This is a genomic window from Saccharibacillus kuerlensis DSM 22868 (genome assembly GCF_000378145.1).
In the GTDB taxonomy this organism is placed as follows: Bacteria; Bacillota; Bacilli; order Paenibacillales; family Paenibacillaceae; genus Saccharibacillus; species Saccharibacillus kuerlensis.
On record NZ_KB899303.1, the window covers coordinates 1 to 23,842 of the forward strand.

Sequence of the window (23,842 nt, forward strand, 5' to 3'; positions counted from 1 at the left end):
CAGGCATCGTACAGATGTCTTCGGATGTCGTACGCATGTCGTCAGGCATCGTACAGATGTCTTCGGATGTCGTACGCATGTCGTCAGGCATCGTATGGATGTCGTACGCATCAACGCCGGAGTGAAGTCAGCAAAAGCGAGAGTGAGCAATAGGGATAGACTTGCCTTACTCCGGCGCAGTCACCGCATACAGCATGCTGCCGTGCGGCGGAAGTTCCGCACGCAGCACGCCCTCCTGCGCGGCAGCGTCCTGCCGCGCCCACAGATCGCGCAGGCGCGCGTTGGGCGCCTGCGCAAGCTCATCGAGGCTGAGCGTGACCTCGGCGGATTCGTCGCCGAGGTTGAACAGAGCCACGTTCAAGCCGCCATCCGGGCGGCGCGAAGTCCAGATCCGGATATGATCCGGATCTGCCGCGCGCTGCGGCAGCGGGCGCGGCTCAGAGCCGTCACGCGAGACGGCCAGCACTTCGTCGTTGGTGAGCAGTGACAGCGTCCACTCGTCATTGCTGCGCAGTTCGCCGCCGAACATGAGCGGCGAACGGAAGATGCTCCAGAGCGTCATCATCGTAACCTGCTCATCGCAGGTAAAACGCGTCATGCGGTCTTCCGCCCCGCCGTCAACGCTGCGGATGCCGATCCGGCCGAGCGGCAGCATGTCGCAGTCCGGGAAGTGCCCTGGGCCGACATGCGGCGCCCATGCTTCGCAGCGCTCGAACATGCCGCGCAGCAGGAACCAGTGATCCCAGTAGTCGTCCGTCATGCGCCACAGATTGGCATTCTCGATCAGATGCTCCGCACGATCGACATGCGCCGGACCCGGCGACAGACTCAATACCATGTCCCGGCCGCTGCGGTCAATCGCACGGCGGATTAGTTCGACTTCGCCGGCATGATAGCCGTACAGTCTCGAATCGGCGATGTCGTCGACTTTGACGTAATCAACGCCCCAATCCGCATACATGGCGAACAGCGAATCGTAATATTCCTGAGCGCCTTCCTTCTCTGGATCGACGCCGTACATGTCCGTGTTCCACGGACAGATGGAATTCGGATGGGCGATCTGCCGCGCCGTAATATTCGTGCCGAGAATCTTCGTATCGGCATGTACGGCCTGACGCGGAATGCCGCGCATAATATGGATGCCGAACTTGAGACCCAGTCCGTGGACATACGCCGCAAGTTCACGGAAACCGCCTCCGTCAGCCGCAGACGGGAAGCGATTGGCGGCCGGAATCAGCCGCGAATACTCGTCCATTTCCAGCGGCACGAACGGCCGATAACGGGACGAATAAGCGCCCGGTTCGTACCATTGAATATCGACGACAACATATTCCCACCCGTGCGATTTAAGATGCTCCGCCATATAATCCGCGTTGCCCCGGACTTCCTCTTCCGTTACGCTCGCGCCGTAGCAGTCCCAGCTGTTCCAGCCGAGCGGCGGCGTCTGTGCATAAGCATGATGCTTCATGGTCACTGCTCCTCCTCATGCTGCGGGATCGTCCCGCCCTGTAAATTTCCCTGCTCCAATCCAATCTTTTTGACGCCCGAAAGCCGGCGGTTGTGCCGCCGGCCTTCCTCGACTCCACCTGACTTTCGAGATGCTTTACATTTGAACACGCCTTATGCTTTTGAACGTCTTGCACTCGTAACCTCTGCATGCCGACCTTTAATCAAGCGTTATGCTTTAAGCTCAGCCTGTAAGCTTTAGCCCTTAATCGTCAGTACTGTTACCGACATTGGAGAGAGCTCAACGTTCAGCGTTCCGTTCTCGCCGCGCTCAAAACCATTGAACTCCTGCGGCGCGATATTTTCCGGCTGCTCGAACGTGTTATGAGCCTCCATGCTGTCCGCCGTCAGTACGCGTCCGCTGACCTGCCCGTCCGCTCCGATTCCGCGCAGATCCAGTCGGACACTGCTGCTTTCCGTCGGGCTGACGTTGCACAGACTGATATGCACGACGCCGTCTTTTCTCGACGCGGATACGCTCACCTGCGGAATGGAATCGCCGTTCAATTCGTAATTCGGCGTTTCCACAGCCATCTGCAGCACTTCGGCATCCTGATGCACCTTGAACATTTCGAATACGTGATACGTCGGGGTCAGCAGCATCTTGTCGCCTTCGGTCAAGATCATCGCCTGCAGCACGTTGACCATCTGCGCGATATTCGTCATTTTGACGCGCTCATGATGCTTGTGGAAAATATGCAGATGCAGACCGGCAACCAGCGCGTCGCGCAGCGAGTTCTGCTGATACAGGAATCCCGGGTTGGTGCCCGGCTCGCTCAAGAACCAGGTGCCCCATTCGTCGACGATCAGCGCGACTCTTTTCTCCGGATCGTATTTGTCCATAATTGTCGTGTGGCGGGTAATCAGTTCGTCCATGTACAGCGACTTTTTCATGACTTCGAACCAGCCGCTCTCGTCGAAGCCGAGCGCCGGCTGCTTGTTTTCCCAGCCGCCTTCCATCGTGTAATAGTGCAGGCTGAGTCCGTCCATGTGGCGGCCAGCTTCGCGCATCAGCACCTCGGTCCAGTGATAGTCGTCGATATTCGGTCCACCCGCAATCTTGAACAGCTTGTTATCGCCGTAATTGCGCGAATACGTCTGGTAGCGGCGATATTCGTCGGCATAATATTCCGCTCTCATGTTGCCGCCGCAGCCCCAGTTTTCGTTACCGACGCCGAAGTACTTCAGTTTCCAAGGCTTCTCCTGCCCATTCTCCTGACGCCATTTCGCCATTGGGGATTCGCCGTCGAACGTCATGTACTCCACCCATTCGGACATCTCCTGCACCGATCCGCTGCCTACGTTGCCGCAGATATACGGTTCGGTCTCCAGCAGTTCGCACAGGCGGAAGAACTCGTGCGTTCCGAAGTGATTGTTCTCTATAACGCCGCCCCAGTGCGTATTGACCATCCGTTTGCGGCCTTCGCGCGGTCCGACGCCGTCTTTCCAGTGATACTCATCGGCAAAGCAGCCGCCCGGCCAGCGCAGTACCGGAATGCTGAGGTTTTTCAGCGCCTGCAGCACGTCTTTGCGAATCCCGTCGATGTTCGGCATCTCGGAATCTTCGCCGACCCACATGCCTTCGTAAATACAGCGCCCCAGATGTTCCGCGAACTGCCCGTAAATATTGCGATCGATCTTGCCCAACGCCACGTCGGCATTGATGACAACGGATGCCTTGGTCATGGAAAATCCTCCTTGTATCCTGTTCAGGATATTATGTTAACTTGTACGTACAATCACGTGAAAAAAGCAACCGATGTTGATCGCTGCTTCCCGTTTGGAAAAAGGATGTCGGCCGGCCGCGTTTCGCTCTTTCCAAAACGGTGGCCGACCGATTTCCGATTATGATGCCGCGCTGCACATGATTCTTACCATTCCAATTTGAACTTCCCGGCTTACCTATGGCTTAAAAAGAATTCGACGATCAGCCGCGCTTGCTCAAACGGATGACATTCCACGAAGCTTTGGCCAGACGTCCGCTTACGATGCCGTCTTTCAGCTCGGAAGCGCCGCGGTTATGCGGAGCGACTTTCTCGCTGTCGGCTGTGTTTACGGCTTTGAGGTCGTCATTTTCCAATACAATATGCTCCTCGATGGCATAGCCTTCGAAGCTGCGCACGTCGCAGGTCAGATCGAGCGCTTCGGTCAAGTGACGGTTAAGCGCGAAGATTGTCAGCGTGTCTTCTTCTTCGTTGTGCACGACGGCAGTGTCCAGATACGGCACGTCCGTATAGTCTTTCGCGTCGTACTTCGGCGAATCGACAACCGGCTTGAGCGAAACGCCGCGGCCGTAGATGGATGCGTGCAGGTATGGATAGTAGATCGTCTGCTTCCACGAACGTCCGCCGTTTTCCGTCATGATCGGCGCGATAACGTTGACGAGCTGAGCCAGGCAGGCCGACTTTACGCGGTCCGCGCGGCGCAGGAACGTCATCAGCATGCTGCCGACGAGCAGAGCGTCTTCGAAGTTGTACACATCTTCAAGCTGCGGCGGCGCGATGCCCCAAGGGTTGCGGTCGATCTGCGCATCCGCTTCGTTGGAGTGGTACCATACATTCCATTCGTCGAAGCTGAGCTTCATCGTTTTTTTGCTGCGTTTCTTCGCTTTAATAAAATCCGTCGTCGCGATAACGGTATGGATAAAGTGGTCCATGTCCATGCCGCGGGCCAGATAGTTCGCCGAATCGTTGTCGCGGTTGCCGTAATACTGGTGCAGCGACACGAAGTCGGCTACATCATAAGTATGCTCAAGCGTTTCCGCTTCCCACGACGGGAAGGTCGGCATATCGGTATTGGAGCTGCCGCAGGAAACGAGTTCGATGTCCTTGTCGATCAGACGCATCGCTTTGCCTGTCTCCGCTGCCAGACGTCCGTACTCTTGGGCCGTCTTATGCCCGATCTGCCAAGGGCCGTCCATCTCGTTGCCGAGACACCACATTTTGATCTTGTGCGGTTCTGCAAAGCCGTGGCTTTTGCGCAGATCGCTGTAGCGGCTGCCGCCCGGATGGTTGCAGTACTCAAGCAGATTCCGCGCATCTTCGATTCCCCGTGTTCCGAGGTTGACCGCCATCATGACATCCGTGCCTACGTCTTTAGCCCAGCGCATGAACTCGTTTGTTCCCACATAGTTAGGTTCCGACGTGCGCCACGCCAATTCCAGACGCTTCGGACGGTCTTCGACCGGTCCCACGCCGTCTTCCCAATCGTAGTTCGACACGAAGTTGCCGCCCGGATAACGCACGATCGGTACTCTCAGATCGCGGATCAGCTGCTTCACATCGCCGCGGAATCCGTGCTCATCCGCAGTCGGATGTTCCGGTTCATAGATGCCTCCGTATACGGCACGTCCCAGGTGTTCGATAAACGATCCGTAGATGCGCTCGTCGATCTCGGAAATGCGGAACGCCTTATCGACGATCATTCTAGCTTTCAGGTTAGATGCTGCCAATTTGCTCATCCTTTCGATCTGAAAAGTTAATGAAGGCTCGTCCTAATGAAACGCTTACAAATCTCGTCGAACGACAAATCCGGGCGATCGCTTCCCCTGCTCCGGTGCCGATCTGGCGGACGGAAGAACCTTTACGCACCCAATGTATCATGCATGTCCGTACAAGTCAATTCTTATACGAATTATTAATGTTTATATTAAGTATATAGTTTTCATTCTGTCGGATTCCCATTCAAAAAGCATGGCTGCCCACTTTGGGACAGCCATGCTTTTTAACCGTCTACGTTCCATCAGGTGTCAACCCAACCGATACACCGCCGCCTCATAAGGCCGCAGCTCAAAATCGCTTCCCTCCACCACACCCGGTTCGTAGTTCCCAATCAGAAACTCGCGCGGGCGCTCGCACAATCGCTCAGGACATGTGAACATCGGCGTCTCTCCGAAGAAGTTCAGCACGATCATCAGCGTCTCGTCCTCGAACGTGCGCGTATACGCGTAGATGTCTTTGTGCAGCGGCAGCAGCAGCTTGTACTCGCCATACAGCAGCGCCCGGCTTACCTTACGCAGTTCAATCAACTTTTTATAGTAATGGAACACGGAATTCGGATCTTCTACTGCTGCAGCAGCATTAACCGTCTCATAGTCCGGCGCAATTCCGATCCATGGATCGCCGGTCGTAAAGCCTGCGCCGCGCGAAGCGTCCCACTGCATCGGCGTACGGCCTGCATCGCGCGTATTGCGCCTTGCAATCTTGAGCGCTTCTTCCTCGTCCATACCGCTTTTACGTGCATGGTCCAGGAAATTGAGCGTCTCTTCGTCGCGGAAATCGTCTGCCGTATGGAATACGCCCCCAATCATGCCAAGTTCTTCGCCCTGGTAGATGGACGGAGTGCCTTCGAGCGTCATCAGCAGCGTCGCCAGCATCTTCGCAGACTGCTCTCGGTACTCGCCCGGATGACCGAAGCGGCACACGGCACGCGGTTGGTCGTGGTCGGCGAGGTAGTTGGCATTCCAGCCGTGACCGTGCAGCACGGTCTGCCAGTGGCTGATCGCGTTCTTGATATCGAGCAGCGTCCAAGATTGAGTCGTCCAGCGTGCAATACCCTGCGACGCATGACTCAGCAGCATATGGTCGGAATTAAGCACCATGTTCGCTTTGCCCGGTTCGTCGCCGATCGAATCGAGCGTCTGCGACGGATCAAGCCCTGCCGCTTCACCGATCGCCACAATCTCATAGTTCGCGCCTTCCTCTTCGTGCAGCCTTTTCACAATCCCATTGACCTTATCCAGACTCGAGAACATCTGGTACGCTCGTTCAACAGGCAGATGCTGGGTATTCCCGGTATCCTCGTCTCGCTGCCCTTCGGTCTTGACGATGTGCGCAATCGAATTGAAATGGAAACCGTCTACGCCTTTATCCGCCCACCATTTGACGATTTGATACGCTTCTTCGCGCACCTGCTCATTTTCCCAATTCAAATTGGGCTGACGGTGGCTGTATAAGTGCATATAATATTCTTCCGTCTCGGTATCGAATTCCCAGACGGAACCGCCGAAATAGGAGCCCCAGTTGTTCGGGAAGCCGGACCCTCGTCCTTCGCGCCAAATATAATAATTTCGTTTGTCGTTTTTCTTGGATGCCCGAGACTCTTTGAACCACGGATGCTCGTTGGATGTATGGTTCAGCGGCATCTCCAACATAATCTTCATACCGCGGCCGTGCGCTTCTTCAAGCAGCTGCTCGAATTCTTCCATCGTGCCGAATTTATCCATAATACTTCGGTAATCGCGAATATCGTAACCGCCTTCATGATCGGGAGAATCGAAGATCGGCGTCAGCCAGAGTACATCTACGCCGAGCTCCTGCAGATAGTCCAGTTTGGAGCGGACTCCGACCAGATCGCCGACTCCGTCGCCGTTCGAATCCATGAAGCTTTTGATATAGATCTCATATACGACGCTTTCTTTCCACCATTTCGGATTCATCACTCATTCCTCCTTCGCGGTTTACGAACCAAAAGAAGCGGAAGGGCTGCCCTATTCAAGACGCCTTCCGCTTCCGTTCATTTGCATGGATACTGCACATGAATCATGCGCTAATTATCCTTTTCCGCCTTGGAAAGCCGGATACTTGGTCATGCCTCCGTCGGCAAACAGCGTGATACCCGTCACATAGCTGGATTCCGATGATGCAAGCCAGGCCGCAACTGCGGCGATCTCTTCCGGTTCGCCTACGTATCCCATTGGGATCATACTCTCGACCTGCTTTTTCTGCTCGGGATCTTCAAACTTCTCCTGATTGATCGGCGTGTTGATTGCACCCGGTCCAATCGAATTTACACGAATACCTTTCGGTGCGTATTCGAGCGCAAGCGTCTCGGTCATCATTTTGACCCCGCCTTTGCTAGCTGCATAGTGGACAAAATGAGGCCATGGAATGATCTCGTGCACGCTGGACATATTGATGACCGTACCTTTGATATTATGCTCCAACATGTACGATATCGCCTCGCGGCTGCCCAGGAAGTATCCCGTCAAGTTGAGCTGGATTACACTGTTCCAGTCTTCAAGCGGCATTTTATGCGATTCAACTTCATTTTCTTTGCCCGCATTGTTGATCATAATATCTAGACTGCCAAACGTGTCGTGCGCCGCTTGGATCAGCTTTTTGACGCCTTCCTCTTCTGCAGCGCTTGCCTGAACTTCAATCGCTTTCCCGCCGGCCTGTTCGATTTCTTCAATCATCTCGTCGACGCCTTCGCGGTTGCTGTGATAATTGATGACGACATTTGCCTTCTCGCGGCCAAGCCGCATCGCGATCGCTTTCCCCAGCCCCGTTGCGGCACCGGTTACGATCGCAGTTTTTCCTTCCAAGTCCGGATACATTGCCATCCCTCCTTCTCTCTATTAGTACACCCGTTTGCAGAAGCAGAAACTCTATTTTTTGCTATCAATCCTGTAAAAGAACCCGGAGTTAAGCTTAGACTAAGATTCGGTGTGTATAGTAGAGAGAGAAAGAAGTTCCAAGCACCTCCCCACATCGAAAACAGACGGACATCCTCCATATAACGAATGACTCGATGAGAACGAACGAAGAAAGCGAGGAACATTGATGAGAACGATGAAAAAAGCAAGTTCAAAAAGCACAAATATTCGCAGCAGAAAACCGCTGATGCAGCAGACCGATCTTCTCACAAAAAGTAGAATTAACTTGAAACGGATCTGGATCGTCGGCACGCTGGCGCTGGGTATTACACTGGGCAGCAGCTTGGGAGGAGGACGGGTGGAGGCGGAAGCGGTCTATCGCGAAACGCCGCCTGCTTCAAGCGACGAAACGACCCGCAGCAGGGACGCTTTCCTATACGCCTTGGGCACTCAAAGCGAGCAGGAAGTGTATGACCTCATGTACGAAGGGCTCTCGCTGCGCGAAATATCCAGTCTGAACGGCGGCAGCGAAGAAGCGCTGATCACCCTGCAGGTACGAGAGCTGGAGCAGCAGTTGGAACAGCGATTGGCCGACGGCCAGATCACCAAGGAAGCCTACATAGCATACAAGGCCGAGCTGCCGGAGGTCGTGACGGCGAGCCTGTCGAGCAGTATGGCGGGCTTGTAACCAACGTTCGGCAGTCGCTCATATCCAAAACTCAAAACACTCCTTTTCCGATTTCGGAACAAGGAGTGTTTTGATGTGCTGTTCGTATCTTTGCCACAGCCCAAGCCTGTAATAAGATCGCTCTCGCCTTCCATCAGCTTCTTTTCGATAAGATATCTACGCTTCTGCCGCTCCGGACTGCACCAACCGAATTCCGAGCCGACTTGTCAGCCCTTCGACACAGTCCGCCATGACCCGATTGTGGTTCCAAACGAATGCCGGACGAAAAAAAGGCGCCCACATATTCATCCAGCGCTTCTTGGTCCGTACCTCCCACGTATACCGGATACGGGTGCAGGCTCCGACCTGCTCGAATTCCAGTCGGCCGCTGCCTTCCAGATGGCCGTTCGCACGCAGCACGATCAGATGCGGACGGCGCTTTTCCACGATTTGTGCGGTAAAAGACAGCTTGTACAGCATCCGAGTACGGATGACCGTCCGGTATTCATCCCCGATTCCGTCGCCGCTTGATCCCGATTTCAACTTACAGATCGAACATCCCCGCCACCAGTCTGCCTGCTCCGGTTTCTCAATCAGTTTCCACAATTCTTCCGCACTCGTCTCCAGCATCCAGTCGCTGACGAATCGGTAACCGTTCATGCCTCTTCGCCTCCCTGCCGTTTAAGGTCTTTCTCTTCATTTAAACGCCAAGCAGGGAAATTGAACAGCGGGTCAGTGAAAAAAGCGCTCGTCTGTATGGTACGGAAATTCTGGTTATGCACTGGAATGCCGGTTATGCCGGTGAGTGATGTGGCGGTCATAAGAGGGCGTGGAGTGAAGCTATTTGCAGCGCGGCATCCAGCAGACATTTCTACTTGAGCTTGTCAACAAGCAGGCCAAACGTACACGCTCAAATCCTCGTCCTCTCAAACTCCCGAATACGATCGTAACAAACTCTCATTCATTTTCGTTCACTAATAAAAGGCATTGATTTGAAAGAATCCAAGGCTTTCGCCAGCCGGTCGTGCTGCTGCCTCTTTCACTTGAAAAAATCTTTATTGGAAAGGAGAATAGTTATGAAAATGCCCGAAAATTTTCGTCTATGGGACTACATCGTATTCTTCGTACTGATTGCCGGGCTCGGTATTCTCAACATTCTGTCTCCAGGTCCCTTCCTCGGCCCTCTGCTGATGTGCATCATTAGCGGCGCGATCGGCAGCCTGATCCTGGGGACTGCCACAAATCTGGTTTTCCAAAGGAAACACTGACATGCCGAGCTATCAATACGCAGGCGGAAGCGGAATGGCTGGAGTGGATCGACCGCTTGAGCGATGAAGAACTGTTTATACAGGGCGTCGGCTGCTGGACCGGTAACAAGCCCAATTGGCCGATGGTACGCTGGATTCATATCAACTCGGCAGCACCTTTTGGCAGCTTTCGTACCAAGATTCGAAATGGAAAAAGCTGCGTTCCCTAAAAAACAGCGAATAAATTGGGGGGGTTCGGGGCGCTGCCTCAACGTCAGGCTGTTCATCCGCTTCAAGAAACCGAGCTCCTTCTTTCCCGTAATACAAACAAGCATAAACAATCCTATATGGGTAAAGGAGCCGGGAAATATGCGAGAAAAAACAGAACGCAATTTGAAAAATTTTTTAGGTTTTAACGCCAGTCTCCTTCTGGCTTCAAATCTGTTATGGGGCGCACTCTTTTCACTGATGCCTTTCGGCTTTTGGAATGCAAAGATATTTACCGCAATTCTGGCCATTACCGTTGTCGAACTTGTGATCATCTGGATCTGGTGGAAAAGCCCCAATATGCCGCTGTCCCGCTGCAATTCCCTGACCTCGTATGTTCAACTATTGACCATGAACGTTATTTTTTCACTGTCTCTCTATCAATTGACCTGGGGTTCCGTCTGGTTTTGGGTGTTCCTTGGGGTATTTGTTGTCGTATGGGCATTGTCGGTATTTTCCCTGGAATACCTGGCAGCTGCACTTCGAACGCCCAAAGGCGAGAAATGGATGCTTCTTCCGCTTGGTGCGCTGGCGATCTTTTTCACCCTGGGAGGGCTGTCCGCTTACAAAGGTCAGGAAGGAATTATAATGGAGCTCCTGACGGACTATGGAAAAGCCTGGTATGTGTCGCTGTTCATGTACGTTATGGGCCTGTTCCTAATGTTCCTCACAGGGAATTTAGTAAGAAAAAAAGATCCCAAAAAGCAAAGCTCACAAAAAAGCTCGGGAAGTCAAGCTTCGAGAAAGAAACTGTCCAGAAAGCAGCGTTTGAAAAAAAGCTCTCGTTCTTCCGGATAAAAATACTGGGGCTGCAAAGTTCAGTTCAACTCCATCTGCAAGTCTCACAAGAAAGGCGGCGACTTCCACATGAAAATCAGATGCCTTCTCTTTCTTTGTTTTGTATGTATTCTATCCGCCTGTGCTTCCAGCAGTAAGCCCGATTCGATCGTTGAAGAGGCTAACAGAGTTACAGCGACTAAACGGATTGCGGACAGCGACTTTGAACTTAGATTGGTCGCGGAACGAATCGACGAGGACGACAACATGTTCGAGTTGGAAGCGGGTATTCGTTATATCGGAGATCGGCCGGAAATTGAGATCATGCACGGAGATCCACTGATCTCTTCTTCTATAATTATAGAGGGCGAAGAGATCGGAGGACCTAGTGTTGTTATTACCATAGGAATTTTTACAACATTAAAAGCAAACGAGTGGCATACTCAAGACATCACCCTTCAGTCCTCCCGAACGCAGATTAAGCAATTTTACGAAAAGGACGGAAAGATCACGATCAATGCCGGATTCAGCGCCGACGGCTATACCTATGAGCAAAAGGATAACGCTTTTCTGAGCCTGAAAGCCGAAGACATTCCGCGTTGATGCCCGTCAGTTCCAGTCACCTTCTTCCCGACGCAGCAAAAAAGCGGCTTTCGCAGGCACTATGCCCGCGAAAGCCGCTTTCCCATATTCGGAGTCCCGAGCGCCTATTTGCGCTCGGAGTCCGTTCAATTCTCGATTTCTATTCTTTATTTCCCCGCCAACTTCAGTACCGTAGCATCCATCTGCTTGAACAGCTCTTCCTTCGTGATCTTCTTCGCCACATAAGCCTGCATCAGAGCGCCGAATTCCTGATTCGTTCCATCCGGCAGCTTAGGCCAATGCCAGCCGAGCGTTTTTTCAGCTTGTACGTATTCCTGGATGCCTGCGGCGATGTCGCCGAGCTGTTCCGGTTCATACGTGATCGTTTTCAGTGCCGGGATGAATTTGAACTCTTCAACTGTATAGCGTTTGCCTGTTTCGGACGTAACCATCCAGTTGAGGAATTTCTTCGCTTCTTCTTTGTTGGCCGAGTTTTTGTTCACGACCCAGTTGTTCGGTACGCCGACAAAGATATTGTCGTTCAGCGCTTCGTCATCGTTGATTGGCATAGGCAGAATGCCGACTTCGAGCTCTGGATCGATCCCGTCGATCTGCACCTGCGTCCAGTTGCCCTGCTGCGTCATTGCCGCCATGCCGGAAGCGAATTCCGTCATCTGCGTGTTGTAGTCGGTCGTCAGTGGACGATCGTTGCTGAATTCCATCGTCAGGTCGACCAGATTGATCCAGTCGTTGAAGATTTCGTTGTCGGCAACGGAAGTCTCTCCCGCTCTCCATTCTTGGATGAACTTATCCGGATCTTCCTGCTTGGCATAAGCGTCATTCACCAAATGCTGCCCGATAACCCACCACTCCTGGTAGCCGTTTTCGAACGGTACGATACCTGCATCCTGCAGCTTCTGTGCCGTTTCGCGCAGAGCGCTAAGCGTCGTCGGAAGTTCTGTAATGCCTGCCTGTTCGAACAGTGTTTTGTTGTACAAGAAACCGTAACCTTCGATGTTCATCGGCAGTCCGTACAGCTTGCCGTCCATTGTCATCGGGTCTTTCACGTTATCTGCCAGATCGGCCACCCAAGGCTGATCGGACAGATCTTCCATACGGTCTTTCCACAGCTGTGCTTCGTTGTAACCGCCGTTGTTGAAAATGTCCGGCTCGTCGCCCGAAGCGAATTTTGCTTTCAAGGCTGCGCCATAGTCCGCGCCGCCGCCGACCGTCTCAATCGTAATCTTGACGCCGGTCTCTTTTTCGTATTCGGCCAACAGCTTCTCCATCGCATCCGCGATTTCAACTTTGAACTGGAACATCTTGAGTGTCACGTCAGAAGTCGGTGCATCTCCTTCTCCGGTTGTCCCCGCATCTGTACCGCCCGTGCCGGCCGTCGTACCTGTCCCGCCGGTTCCGGCTTCCGGATTCGGCATAGCGCCTCCGCCTCCGCAGGCAGCGAGCAGCGAAATCATCAGCAGCAGCGCCATCGTGAGAAAACTACTTTTTTTCATGTGTACAGCCTCCCTTTTGTGTGTGTCCAAACATCCGTGCAAAAGTGTAAAGACGGTATCCCTTCTCCGACCTGTCCTCGCTCTTCCCAATCTGGTTGGTAGCGATTACAATAAGATTGCTTTTATGTGGTATTGCGACTTGCCGATATTAGGGTGCTGCTTGTGGATCAGCCTTTGACAGCGCCTGCTGCGATACCTGCGATAATATGCTTCTGTAGGACAAGGAAGAAGATGACGATCGGCGCAATGCCCATCAGCAGTCCTGCAAGCGCCAGATCCCACTGCTTCGTATACTGCGAGAAGAATGCGTTAGTCGCCAGCGGAATGGTCCGAAGATCCGGATTACCTCCGACAATCAGCAGCGGCAGCAGGAAGTCGTTCCAGATCCACAGTGTGTTCAAGATGAACACCGTCACGATCATCGGCTTAAGCAGCGGTACGACAATTCGGAAAAAGACACCGAATGGCGAGCAGCCGTCCATAATGCCCGCTTCCTCGACTTCCACCGGCACCGACTTCACGAAGCCGTGGAACAGGAAGATGGTGAGCGAAGCGCCAAATCCCAAATAGCAGATAATTAGCCCCGGCAGGTTGCCGGTCATGCCCAGATTTGCAGCGACCCGTACCAGCGGAATCATGATCGACTGGAACGGAATAACCATCGCCGCTACGAAAGCCATAAATACAATATTGTTGAATCGGCTCGGATGCCGAACCAACCGGTAGGCAGCCATGGAACAGAACAGCGCCAGCAGGACGTTCGCCAATATGGTAATGACTAGCGAATTGGTGAACGCTTTTGGAAAATCAAGAATGTCCCAAGCCCGCGTAAAGTTATCGAAAGTGATCGCTTTCGGAAGCGCTGCAGAATCTTTGAGAATATTCGCGAACGTCTTCAGCGAGTTTACGATGACAAAGTAGAAGGGAACAAGGAAGAGCAGTGCCAGCAGGACGGCGATGATCTCAAGCAGCAGCGTGCGCCAAGAATACTTGTGACCCGTTTCCATTTAGGACTGCACCTCCCTTCTTTTTGTAAACCAGACTTGCAGTGATGATACGGCTGCGACGATAATGAAGAACAGCAGTGCCTTTGCCGTACCCAGTCCGTAGTTGCTGTTGGTGAACGCTTCGGTGTAGATGTTAAGCGCCAGCGACTCGGTCGAGCCGAACGGTCCGCCGCGTGTCAGCGACAAGTTGAGATCGAACATTTTGAAAGCGTTTGACATGGACAGGAACAGGCAGACGGTAATCGCTGGCATAATCAGCGGGAACGTAATGAAGCGAAGCTTCTGTCCGTAACCGGCTCCGTCGATCTCAGCGGCTTCGATCAGCGAGCGGTCGACGTTCATCAATCCGGCGATATAGATAATCATCATATAGCCGGCGGCCTGCCAGACGAATACGATGACGATTCCCCAGAAACCGGTTGCTTCTGTTCCGAGCCATTCAAGGTTGAAAAATCCGATTCCGGTTGCTCTGCCGACAGCCGCGAAGCCGCGGATAAAGATGAACTGCCAGATGAAGCCGAGCAGCAGTCCGCCGATAACATTCGGAATGAAGAAGAGTGTCCGCAGCAGATTGCGCATTTTGAGCTGCTGGACCAGGAGCAATGCCAGCAGGAACGCGATCACGTTGGTGAGAATAACAACAGCCAGTGTGAAGCGGATTGTAAACCAGAAGGAAACCCAAAATTTCGAATCCGCGAACATCGCGGCAAAGTTACGTCCGCCTACCCAATTGACGGTAAGGGCTACGCCGTTCCAGTCGGTAAAGGAGTAGTACATGCCCAAGAAAAACGGGATGACGACAATAACGACGAAGAAAAGCAGCGACGGACCCAGAAACACGCTCTGCATCAGTAAATTCATCCAGCGCTTGCGTCCTGCCAAGATAGTGCACCTCCCGTTACGTTCTGTTTTTCTGATCTGTCATCATTATATAACCAAAAAGTAAGCGCTAACATAGAGAGAAATGACGAATATAGTGGAGTATATTGACCTTCCTCAGGAGAAAGGAGTGCCGCATGTTCCGACAGTCCATTCGCAGCAAGTTGACCCTATTCCTTGTCGTCGCCACCGCCCTACCCATTCTGCTCTCTGCACTGGTCGTCTACAGCTTGACTAAGGAAAACGTCAAGCGCAGCGCGATCGAAGACAATGCCAGCCTGCTGTATCAGGGACAGACAAATATCGTCAACTATCTGGATGCGGTTAATAAACTGTCCCTGCAGGTCTACGATGAATCCGTATACGGCGATACGCTGATTGATATTATGCTCACGGGCTCCGACGAATTGGGCTCCGGGATCGACCGCGGCGACGTCATGGGCGCCCTGCGGCGAACCTATTACTCCATGGACGGGATACACCAAGTCTTTCTGCATATCGACAAGAGCAGCAATTCTTATCTCTACTATGCAGGCAAGCCTTACGGACCGATGCGTCAGGATCAGCTGCCCGAATACCGCAAATGGGAAGCTCAAGCTTTTGCTGGGGTCACACATCGAGCCGGCAGCTATCGCCTCCGTCCAGAGGACGAGGAACGGTCGACCGACGTGTTCACCTTCAACCGGATCGTCTACGACATTCCCCGTAATGAAAAGATTGGATTGTTGGCAATCGACGTGCGAATCGACTTCCTTCGTTCGTTGGTTCAGCGGCTGGCCGCCGAAGGTGAGCAGGTCTATATTGTGAACAGCCAAGGCAGATTAATTGTTGGGCCGCCGGAACGCCTCGGTGAAAGGCCCGAATTGGCCGGATTGGATGAAGTGCTTGCAGCGAAGAAGGAATCGGGGTATTCAGTACAAGAAGACGGCAGTAATACGTTCCTCTTCTACGAGAAGGTACAAAGTTCACTCGCCGACTGGACCCTTATCAAACGTGTCGATACCGATACGCTGTACCGACGCGAACGACAGATCCTGCTGCTCAACGCTGGTGTCGGCGTACTGTCACTGATCGTTGTCATCGTGGCGACGGCGTTTATCTCGCTCAAATTCACCCGGCCGATCCGCAAATTAATCCGCGGTATGCAGCAGGTGGAATCCGGCGCACTGCCGCTGGAGCTGGAGACGAATCGGACCGACGAATTCGGCGTGCTGTCCCGGCGTTTCGAAGGCATGGTTCGGCGGCTGAACGACTCGATCTTGAAGCAGTACCGATTGGAGATCATGAACAAGACCAATCAGCTGCGGGCGCTCGAAGCTCAGGTCAATCCACACTTCCTGAACAATGCACTCCAATCGATTGCGACACTGGCTTTGAAAAAAGGCGATCGAGAAGTGTACGGCCTCATCTCCTCGCTCGGTCGGATGATGCACTATAATATGCACGTCGGCGATGCTTTTGTTCCGCTGAATCGAGAGATCGAATATGTGCAGGATTATCTGGGTCTACAGCGGCACCGCTTCCGTGGAAGCTTCCGCTTCTCGCTCGAAGTTGAGCCGGAAACAAAAAATATCCAGGTTCCTCGAATGATTCTGCAGCCGCTGGCGGAAAACTATTTCAAGCATGCCGGCGAAACGTTCGAGAACGAAGGCATACTTCGAATCCGGACATTCATAAGAAAAAACGAACCGGAAGCGGAAGTGAAAACGGAAGAAGATGCGACCGAAACTGAAAATTCGTCTTCCGCCCGCATAATCTCGACCGAAGACGAAGACTGGCCGGCCGCTGCTGCACAGAGAAGCAGCGTACGACGCGAATTAATTGTAATTGTTGCCGATAACGGGCCGGGAATCGAACCCGAACTTCGGCGCGAACTTCAAGAAATGCTGGACCGCCCACTCGTCTTTGGTCAGAATACGGAGCCGGCACAGATCGGATTGCGCAGCGTCGGCGACAGGCTGCGCTTGTATTTCGGCGATTCGGCTGCCGTCTTCCTGAGCCGATCACTTGAAGGCGGCCTTCAAGTCACGCTTCGGATTCCGCTGTTTGGCTACGAAGAAATTGGGGAATAAACTCGCATATTTGACCATTCCAACACAAGGAGGCTCGATATGAAAGTTCTTATCGTGGACGACGAGGCACATGTTCGGGAGGCCATTCGCCTTCTGATCGATTGGGAGCGTTACGAACCGGCAGAGGTCATGGAGGCATGCAGCGGTCGTGAAGCCATCGCCATAATCGAACGGCATGCGCCGCAGATTGTCCTGACCGACATGATCATGCCGGCCGGCGGCGGAATCGATCTGCTGGAATGGATCAGCCGCAGCGTACCCGATACGAAAACGCTGGTGATCAGCGGACATGGCGATTTCGACTTCGCCCGTCAGACGCTGCGATACGGAGGAATGGATTATCTGCTGAAGCCGATTGACGGCGACCAGCTCAACGAATCGTTCTCGCGAGCCGTCGAAAGCTGGCTTGCCGACGAAGAAAATCGTCAGCGGCTGCTGGCACAAACGATGGAAGTAAACCGTTTCAAGCCCGTATATTGGGACAAGCTCTGCTCCGATCTGCTCGGAAGCTCGACCGCCCGCATGAGAGCGGATCATGAATTGATCGGCGAGTTCAGTCTGGATGGGCCGACAGGAACGGTGCGAAGCGCCGTTGTCCGGCTCGATGAAGACTCTCTCCTCTGGCGCAAATACGCGGCGAGAACCGAACTGCTCTTCTTCACCTTGACCAATGTGATCAACGAAATGCTGGGCCGAGGCCGCGACGGTTACGCCTTCCGAAATCTCGGCCGCGATCGCGAAGTCGTCATCTTTTTCTGGCGTAATGCGGCACATGTCGGCGAAAAGTTGATACGGATCAACGCGGGGCTTGAGAGCGTGCTCGGCGAGCCGCTGCATTTCGGCCTCGGCGGCTGTACGGAAGGATTGGCCGAAGGACTGCGTTCTTCCTACCTGCAGGCGGAGGAAGCACTGAAGCAGCTGTATCTTTCGGCAGATAACCTTGCAGCGGAAGAATATATTCATGCTTTCGAGGGCGGGCATATTGGACGGACGGATACGATGGAAGAGATTGCGGCCTATATCCGCGAACATTATCGCGAAGATCTGACGCTCCAGGATTTGGCGAAGCGCTTCTTCCTGAGCCGCGAGTACATTTCCCGCCGCTTCAAGCGGGAATTCGGTGAGAATGTATTCGATTATCTGGCCAACATCCGCTTGGAACGTGCCAAGCAGCTGCTGCTCGATTCAGAGATGAAGATCGTTCGTATTGCTGAGCTGGTCGGCTATCAGGATGAGAAATACTTCAGCCGCGTCTTCAAAAAAGCGACCGGTCGGACACCGAACGAATTCCGGCGCGGAGAAGCTTGAATGTGGAAGAGGGCTTAGCCGTTGGCTCGGGAACCTGTGCAGTGTAGAGTATGCTACGATTCTCGCATCAAAAAGCCTCTTCCAAAACGGAAGAGGCTCTTTAATCCTGTGAGACACTCCAAATTATCTGGACTGTCTCCTAGATGCGCCTGCTTGTGAGGCTCCGTGCCTCATGCTTTCAGGACCGCAAAATTCATACCCGGAACTGCCCTACTTCTTCGCGAAGTTCGCCGGACAATCGGCTCAGCACATCTGCCGAAGCCGAGACTTCCTGCATCGAAGCGAGCTGCTGCTGCGCAGCTGCAGCCACACTCTGCGAACGGGCCGAAATGTCCCTCGACAGCTCATTCATATCCTGTTCCGAGCTAAGCGCCTGCTGCATGCCTGCCGAGATCTGCTCAACGGAAGCTGCTGTCTCCTGCATCCGATCGGTAATCCGCTCAAGCGAATCGTAAATGCGGTAGAAGGACTCTCCGGCACGATTGGCCGTCTGTGCTCCTTTTTCCACTTCCCGTGCTCCTTCCTCCGTCGCATCTACGGCAGCCTGCAGACGGTTCACGATACCTCCAAGCAGTTCTTCGACTTCGGCCGATGCCTTGCTCGACTGTTCAGCCAGTTTCTTAACTTCCGCAGCGACTACACCGAAGCCCTTGCCCTGCTCTCCTGCACGGGCCGCTTCGATCGAAGCGTTCAGCGCCAGCAGATTGGTCTGACTGGCAATGCCGCCGATTGTCTGCACGATCTCCGTGATCCGCTTTGATTCGCGCTCCAATTCGTAAATGGCGGCCGACGAACGGCCGACCGTTTCCTTGGCCGTACGCATACGCTCCATCGTTTCTCCGATAAGCTTTGTCCCTTCCTGTGCACCTTCAAGTGCATCAGTTGAAGCACGCGACACATCGGAAGTTGTATCCGCCACCCGGCGAAGGTTTTCTCCACCCTCTTCCAATGCCAGCTTGTTTTCATCCATTCCCGCCATTTGGCGTTCCGCTCCACCGGCCACGTCCATAATTGCACCCGTCACCTGGTCGGCCGCTTCGGACGCTTGCCCGGAATTTTTGAGCAGTATACCCGAAGCACCCGCCACTTGTTCCGAACTGCTGTCGATCTTAACAATCAAATTACGCAGATTATTTTTCATCCGGTTAAAAGCTTCAGCCATTTCGCCGATCTCGTCACGATTCGAAATATGCAGATCGCTGCCTGTAAGATCACCCGATGCAATGCGTTTCGCTTGATTCGCAATCTGCGAAACCGGACGGGCAATTTTGCGTCCCAGCAGATAGGCGATCAGTGTTCCGAGCAGAAGCCCGACTGCTACAAGCCCTATAATAATCGTCTCAATGCCTTTTACATCTCCGGCAGTATCCGCAATCGAAGCATCAAGCTGCGCATGCTGCAGGTTCTCAAGCTGTTGGGAACGTTCCGCCAAGGCGTTGGCGAGCGGCACACATTCCTCTTCTACGATTCGTGTATAGGCTTCAAGGTCTCCCGCCTGCTTCAAAGCAATCAATTTTAGGCCGACATCACCGTAGCGCGTTTCCAACTCCCGAATTTCGCCCAATATCGCACGCGCTTCTTCACCGGTCAACATCGTTTCCAGCTTATTCATTTGCTCTAGCAGAGTCGCTTTATTCTGTTCAAACGATTCCATATGAGCCGAATTGCCTGTAATCAGATAGCCCCGCAAGTTTTTCGCCTGAGCGGTCGCTTCATATTTCATATTTGCAATTGTCTGGATCTCCTCAACACTACGATCAATCAGAGCGCCGTAGTTTTGATGAACTTGTTCCACTTCGTAAAAGCTGAACGAAGCCAGAAACAGCGTAATCAACAGTACTCCCGCAAATCCTACATGCAATTTTCTTCTGATCGTCATCTTCATTGTTCATTCTCCCGTTCCTGTCTCCGATTTGTCGTTCGGGCGTTCCAGCGACAGGTTTGAAGGAAGTAACCTTAAGACCTGGATTTTATTGTTTATTGACTAGTCGCCTACTGACATGTAGTTAATTAGACTTATTTTACGTGCTTGAAACAACTTATTTAGCTAAAATAACTTACTATATATATTTTTTTCAGAACTATAGACCTAATACAATAATTAAAATAGGCCGCTGCATCCGAAAAGCAGCCCTGTATGTCTAAGTAAACCGAATGACGCTGCACGGGAGCTGCACAGAACAAGTGATAGGGAACGGCACCACATTTTCTCCAAACCTGCCCGCTTGGCGCTTCCTTCATCATTACAAAGGGTATAATAAGAAAGAAAAGCCTTATGAACTTCAATGAGTCCTTCGCACGTGAACGTCAAAATTGACGCTCACCGCTTCGACCGGGACTCCCAGTATGGATTCCACTATTTTGACGCAAAGGCAGGTTGATTTGTATGTTCTTATACTTATTTCACGATACGGTACCGGAAGACCCGCAGCTCGACAACGCACATACGTTAAAAGGCGAAACGGAGACGCTGCGGCTGTTCGAAGCCCTCACTCCACTGGAAACGTCCGTCGATTCCCGCTCCGCTTATCAGGTAATCGACAGCTCCGGCAATTTGACGGGAGGGTATGCCGTGATGAATAACATTCCCGTTAGCGAAGACAAGCGCGAAGCTTTTGAAGAGCGTTTCCTCGGCCGTGCCCGCCGAGTTGAAGAGATGCCAGGCTTTGGCGGCATTCGGGTTCTGCGCCCGCTGCAGGGAGATACCTACATCGTATTAACGATGTGGAAGGACGAGGCAAGCTTTACAAGCTGGCAGGATTCGGAAGCTTACAATCATGCCCACCGTCAGCGTCATTCGGAAGAAGGATTGGGCAGCAAGCGTCCCGAGATCTTCGCCCGTACACCTTTTATTACGACGTATACTGTCGAGACTCCGGACGGCGGACATACTGGCCGTTCTTGAACAAAACAGATCAGATCGGATCGAATGAGTTGAAGTTTAGTCTCATAATCATAAAAAGCGGCGAACCTATAGGTTCGCCGCTTTTTATGATTATATTTATATTCAATAACTTGATCGTTATTCGGCATCCGTTCGTTCATCCATACACGGCTTAACTTTGACAGCTGGTTGTTTAACCGACTTCTCAATACATTCCGCCCTTTTTCTAATGTAACCGAAGACAGTCGGTGCTTGGTGTCAGTCTTCAGAAAGCTTTGACGCGTTTCCGGGCTCATGATACATTTGAAGAATCGGAATTTTCAGTGGAGGAGAATCGCTAGTGAACAAGGTAACAGATTTCAGCAAAAGACCGTTTGGCGCACCGGACACCTCTGTTCCGCTCGCGGATCCGGCGGCATCCGGCGGAAGAAGGATTCCCGATCATCCAAAGGAAGCCGCTTATTTCCGCATGCTGCAGGATCACGGCATCTCGCTCAACCCTTCCCAGATCGATGCCGTAAGGTATACGGAAGGTCCTCTTCTTACGCTTGCCGGCGCCGGTTCCGGCAAGACCAGCACGCTCGTCTGTCGCACCGGTTATCTGCTGGCCGTCAAGGAAGCCGATCCATCGGGCATTCTGCTGCTGACCTTCTCCAGCAAGGCGGCAGCCGAAATGAGAGAGCGGATCGCCGGCCTGCCGGGAGCGGCGGAAGCCGCGCCGCGTATTCAAGCCCGGACCTTCCATTCTTTCTGCCTGTGGCTGCTGTACAGTCAAGGATCGCAGAAGCAGATCTTCGGCGACACCCGCAGACAGCATATCCTGCTGCAGCAGATCATGCGGGAGCTCGGTCTTGGTGATGCTTATCCGCCGGAGAATCTGCTGGCGGTTCTCTCTTCTTATAAGGTCAATCTGATGACCGCCGAACAGCTTCCCGAAGCGAGCGAAGCGGAGCGGCAGATGAAAAAGATTCTGCTGCGCTACGAAGCTTGGAAAGAAGAGAACGGACATATCGACTTCGACGATGTCCTGACAGGGGCTTACTCCATGCTCAAGCAGCGGCCCGAACTACTGGATAGACTGCGCCGCCGCTTCCGCTACGTGATGGTCGACGAATTTCAGGATACCAACTTGCTGCAGTACGAATTGGTGAAGATGGTCGCTTCGCCGCGCAACAATCTGATGGTAGTCGGCGACGACGATCAAACGATCTATTCGTTCAACGGAGCCCGCAGCCAATTCATTCTGGAATTCGAAAAAGCTTATCCGAAAGCCCGCGTTGTTACACTCGATATCAATTACCGCTCGGTGCCTTCCATCGTCGGTCTTGGCAATGCGGTCATTCGCCATAATAAAAAGCGGCGCAGCAAAACGCTGCGGGCGGCCATACCGGGACGGAATCTGCCAGCGTATATGCGTCCCGCGTCAGCCGACGACGAAGCGCAGAAGATCGTCGACCATATCGTACGCGAAGTTTCTTCAGGAAAACGCAGTTTCGGAGACTATGCTATTCTGTATCGTTCATCAAGCAGCAGCCGTGCCGTGCTGGAGCAGCTGGTCATCCGGGATATTCCCCATATCGACTATGGAGACGGCAGACTGCTCTACGAACACTGGCTGGTCAAGCCGGTCTTGGATCACCTGCGTCTGTCGGTCAACCGTCGGGACTTCGACGCCATGGAAGGCGTGCTGCCGACTCTATATATCGCAAGAGACAAAGGCATGACCCATATCAGGGAAACGGACGCGGGCAGACCGAAGAAAGGTCCGCTCGTCCACCTGCTTACGCTGCCCGGGTTGAAAGACTTTCAGATCGAGAAAGTACGGCAGCGGCTGGAAAGCATCCGCTCGCTGAAAGGGCTTGTCCCTGCAGCCGCAATCACACAGATTCGTCAAAGCTTCTATGACAGCTATATTCAAGCTGGAGAGCACAGCGAGCTGACTTCGCACCGGGAAATGCTGAAAGAAATGCTCGACGAACTGGAAACTTCGGCAGGACGTTTTGATTCCATTGTCTCCTTCCTTGCCTTTGTTGACGAAATGATGCTGAAGAATCGCCAAACGGCCGCCGTAAAATCCCAATCTCAAGGCGACCGGGTTGCACTGATGACAATTCACAAGTCCAAAGGACTGGAGTTCCCTGTCGTCTTTCTGATCGGCGCTTCGGAAGGCGGTCTGCCTCACGCTTCAGCTCTCGAAGCCGACAATCTTCGCGACACTCGGGTAGATGCCGCAGACGGAGATCGGTATACCGAAGCACTCGAAGAAGAAAGACGTCTGGCTTATGTTGCGGTAACCCGGGCCAAAGAGGAGCTGTTCATCAGCTCTCCTGCTTTTCAGCGGGGGAAGAAAGCCGAAGTCTCCCGCTTTCTGCTGTCCGCCTTCGGCGGCAAAGAGCCGGCAGACGCCGGTCGTCCGGCCCGTCCGACCGGTACACTGCGTTTCGGCAAGATTCGCTCGGAACGGGAACGGACGTCTTCCGGTCACTCGGGCGGAGCCGGCAGCGCAGCAGCAGCGGCCTCTGTCCGCACACAGAACGTGGCCGTCTGGGCCTGCAGCGCTCCCGGCTGCAAAGCATGGACCCGCATCATGCACAGCAAAGACATGAATGCGGCGCATAAGCCCTGCCCGCTCTGCAGCTCCCCGATGAAAAAGAGCCGCAGAGACGTACCGGTCTGAGACGGATTTTTTACAAAGCTGCACAAATCCGCAGAAGTTACAAAGACCCTGAGTAAACTTGTAAAGATTGCTGCCGCGA

General features: G+C 53.2%; 18 protein-coding genes and 1 pseudogene. 9 read left to right on the top strand and 10 right to left on the bottom strand.

Features of this window, described 5'->3' with window-relative positions:
• Positions 1 to 166: 166 nt before the first annotated feature.
• The 5 genes from F456_RS0118330 to F456_RS0118355 all read right to left on the bottom strand — a co-directional run bounded on the left by F456_RS0118330 (position 167) and on the right by F456_RS0118355 (position 7,843).
• Complete coding sequence (locus F456_RS0118330; RefSeq protein WP_018978509.1) at positions 167 to 1,468, bottom strand: glycoside hydrolase family 27 protein; 1,302 nt, start codon at positions 1,466 to 1,468, stop codon at positions 167 to 169.
• 236 nt (positions 1,469 to 1,704) lie between these two features.
• Complete coding sequence (locus F456_RS0118335; protein ID WP_018978510.1) at positions 1,705 to 3,192, bottom strand: alpha-N-arabinofuranosidase; 1,488 nt, start codon at positions 3,190 to 3,192, stop codon at positions 1,705 to 1,707.
• Between the two features lie 241 nt (positions 3,193 to 3,433).
• Entirely contained in the window at positions 3,434 to 4,966 is a 1,533-nt protein-coding gene (gene arfA, locus F456_RS0118345) for an arabinosylfuranosidase ArfA (protein WP_040925377.1), read from the bottom strand.
• A 288-nt stretch (positions 4,967 to 5,254) separates the two neighbouring features.
• Entirely contained in the window at positions 5,255 to 6,943 is a 1,689-nt protein-coding gene (locus F456_RS0118350) for a glycoside hydrolase family 13 protein (RefSeq protein WP_018978513.1), read from the bottom strand.
• Positions 6,944 to 7,057: 114 nt separating this feature from the next.
• Positions 7,058 to 7,843 (bottom strand): glucose-1-dehydrogenase, encoded by a 786-nt coding sequence (locus F456_RS0118355; protein WP_018978514.1) that lies wholly within the window; start codon positions 7,841 to 7,843, stop codon positions 7,058 to 7,060.
• A gap of 226 nt (positions 7,844 to 8,069) precedes the next feature.
• Here F456_RS0118355 and F456_RS23760 point away from each other — a divergent pair, with 226 nt between their 5' ends.
• Positions 8,070 to 8,570 carry a hypothetical protein gene (locus F456_RS23760; RefSeq protein ID WP_051086763.1) on the top strand — a complete coding sequence of 167 codons (501 nt, stop codon included), beginning with the start codon at positions 8,070 to 8,072 and terminating at the stop codon, positions 8,568 to 8,570.
• A 156-nt stretch (positions 8,571 to 8,726) separates the two neighbouring features.
• Here the strand turns inward: F456_RS23760 and F456_RS23765 are convergent, their stop codons facing one another.
• A complete protein-coding gene (locus F456_RS23765; RefSeq protein WP_018978516.1) occupies positions 8,727 to 9,209 on the bottom strand; it encodes an SRPBCC family protein in 483 nt (160 codons plus the stop codon).
• A gap of 416 nt (positions 9,210 to 9,625) precedes the next feature.
• Between F456_RS23765 and F456_RS0118370 the strand changes: the two genes are divergently transcribed.
• From F456_RS0118370 to F456_RS0118385, 4 genes and pseudogenes are all read left to right on the top strand, one after another.
• Positions 9,626 to 9,817: a hypothetical protein gene (locus tag F456_RS0118370; protein WP_018978517.1), complete on the top strand. Its 192-nt coding sequence runs from the start codon at positions 9,626 to 9,628 to the stop codon at positions 9,815 to 9,817.
• Positions 9,818 to 9,840: 23 nt separating this feature from the next.
• Positions 9,841 to 10,026, top strand: a pseudogene (locus F456_RS24095) (ClbS/DfsB family four-helix bundle protein); the annotation flags it as partial.
• Positions 10,004 to 10,861, top strand: a complete 858-nt coding sequence (locus tag F456_RS0118380) for a hypothetical protein (protein ID WP_157060133.1) — start codon at positions 10,004 to 10,006, stop codon at positions 10,859 to 10,861. The pseudogene F456_RS24095 and the gene F456_RS0118380, both read left to right, overlap by 23 nt.
• Before the next feature lie 69 nt (positions 10,862 to 10,930).
• A complete protein-coding gene (locus F456_RS0118385; RefSeq protein ID WP_018978520.1) occupies positions 10,931 to 11,443 on the top strand; it encodes a hypothetical protein in 513 nt (170 codons plus the stop codon).
• Between the two features lie 146 nt (positions 11,444 to 11,589).
• Here the strand turns inward: F456_RS0118385 and F456_RS0118390 are convergent, their stop codons facing one another.
• From F456_RS0118390 to F456_RS0118400, 3 genes are all read right to left on the bottom strand, one after another.
• Entirely contained in the window at positions 11,590 to 12,936 is a 1,347-nt protein-coding gene (locus tag F456_RS0118390) for an ABC transporter substrate-binding protein (RefSeq protein WP_018978521.1), read from the bottom strand.
• A gap of 167 nt (positions 12,937 to 13,103) precedes the next feature.
• Positions 13,104 to 13,943 (bottom strand): carbohydrate ABC transporter permease, encoded by an 840-nt coding sequence (locus tag F456_RS0118395; protein ID WP_018978522.1) that lies wholly within the window; start codon positions 13,941 to 13,943, stop codon positions 13,104 to 13,106.
• Positions 13,944 to 14,804, bottom strand: a complete 861-nt coding sequence (locus tag F456_RS0118400) for a carbohydrate ABC transporter permease (protein WP_026293974.1) — start codon at positions 14,802 to 14,804, stop codon at positions 13,944 to 13,946. It lies immediately after the preceding gene.
• A gap of 155 nt (positions 14,805 to 14,959) precedes the next feature.
• Here F456_RS0118400 and F456_RS0118405 point away from each other — a divergent pair, with 155 nt between their 5' ends.
• A complete protein-coding gene (locus tag F456_RS0118405; protein ID WP_018978524.1) occupies positions 14,960 to 16,894 on the top strand; it encodes a cache domain-containing sensor histidine kinase in 1,935 nt (644 codons plus the stop codon).
• A gap of 39 nt (positions 16,895 to 16,933) precedes the next feature.
• Entirely contained in the window at positions 16,934 to 18,202 is a 1,269-nt protein-coding gene (locus F456_RS0118410) for a helix-turn-helix domain-containing protein (RefSeq protein WP_018978525.1), read from the top strand.
• Positions 18,203 to 18,395: 193 nt separating this feature from the next.
• Here the strand turns inward: F456_RS0118410 and F456_RS0118415 are convergent, their stop codons facing one another.
• Positions 18,396 to 20,087: a methyl-accepting chemotaxis protein gene (locus F456_RS0118415; RefSeq protein ID WP_018978526.1), complete on the bottom strand. Its 1,692-nt coding sequence runs from the start codon at positions 20,085 to 20,087 to the stop codon at positions 18,396 to 18,398.
• 501 nt (positions 20,088 to 20,588) lie between these two features.
• Here F456_RS0118415 and F456_RS0118420 point away from each other — a divergent pair.
• Both F456_RS0118420 and F456_RS0118425 read left to right on the top strand, forming a co-directional pair.
• Positions 20,589 to 21,107, top strand: a complete 519-nt coding sequence (locus tag F456_RS0118420) for an antibiotic biosynthesis monooxygenase family protein (RefSeq protein WP_018978527.1) — start codon at positions 20,589 to 20,591, stop codon at positions 21,105 to 21,107.
• Between the two features lie 319 nt (positions 21,108 to 21,426).
• Complete coding sequence (locus F456_RS0118425) at positions 21,427 to 23,763, top strand: UvrD-helicase domain-containing protein (protein WP_018978528.1); 2,337 nt, start codon at positions 21,427 to 21,429, stop codon at positions 23,761 to 23,763.
• The last annotated feature ends 79 nt before the right edge of the window (positions 23,764 to 23,842 follow it).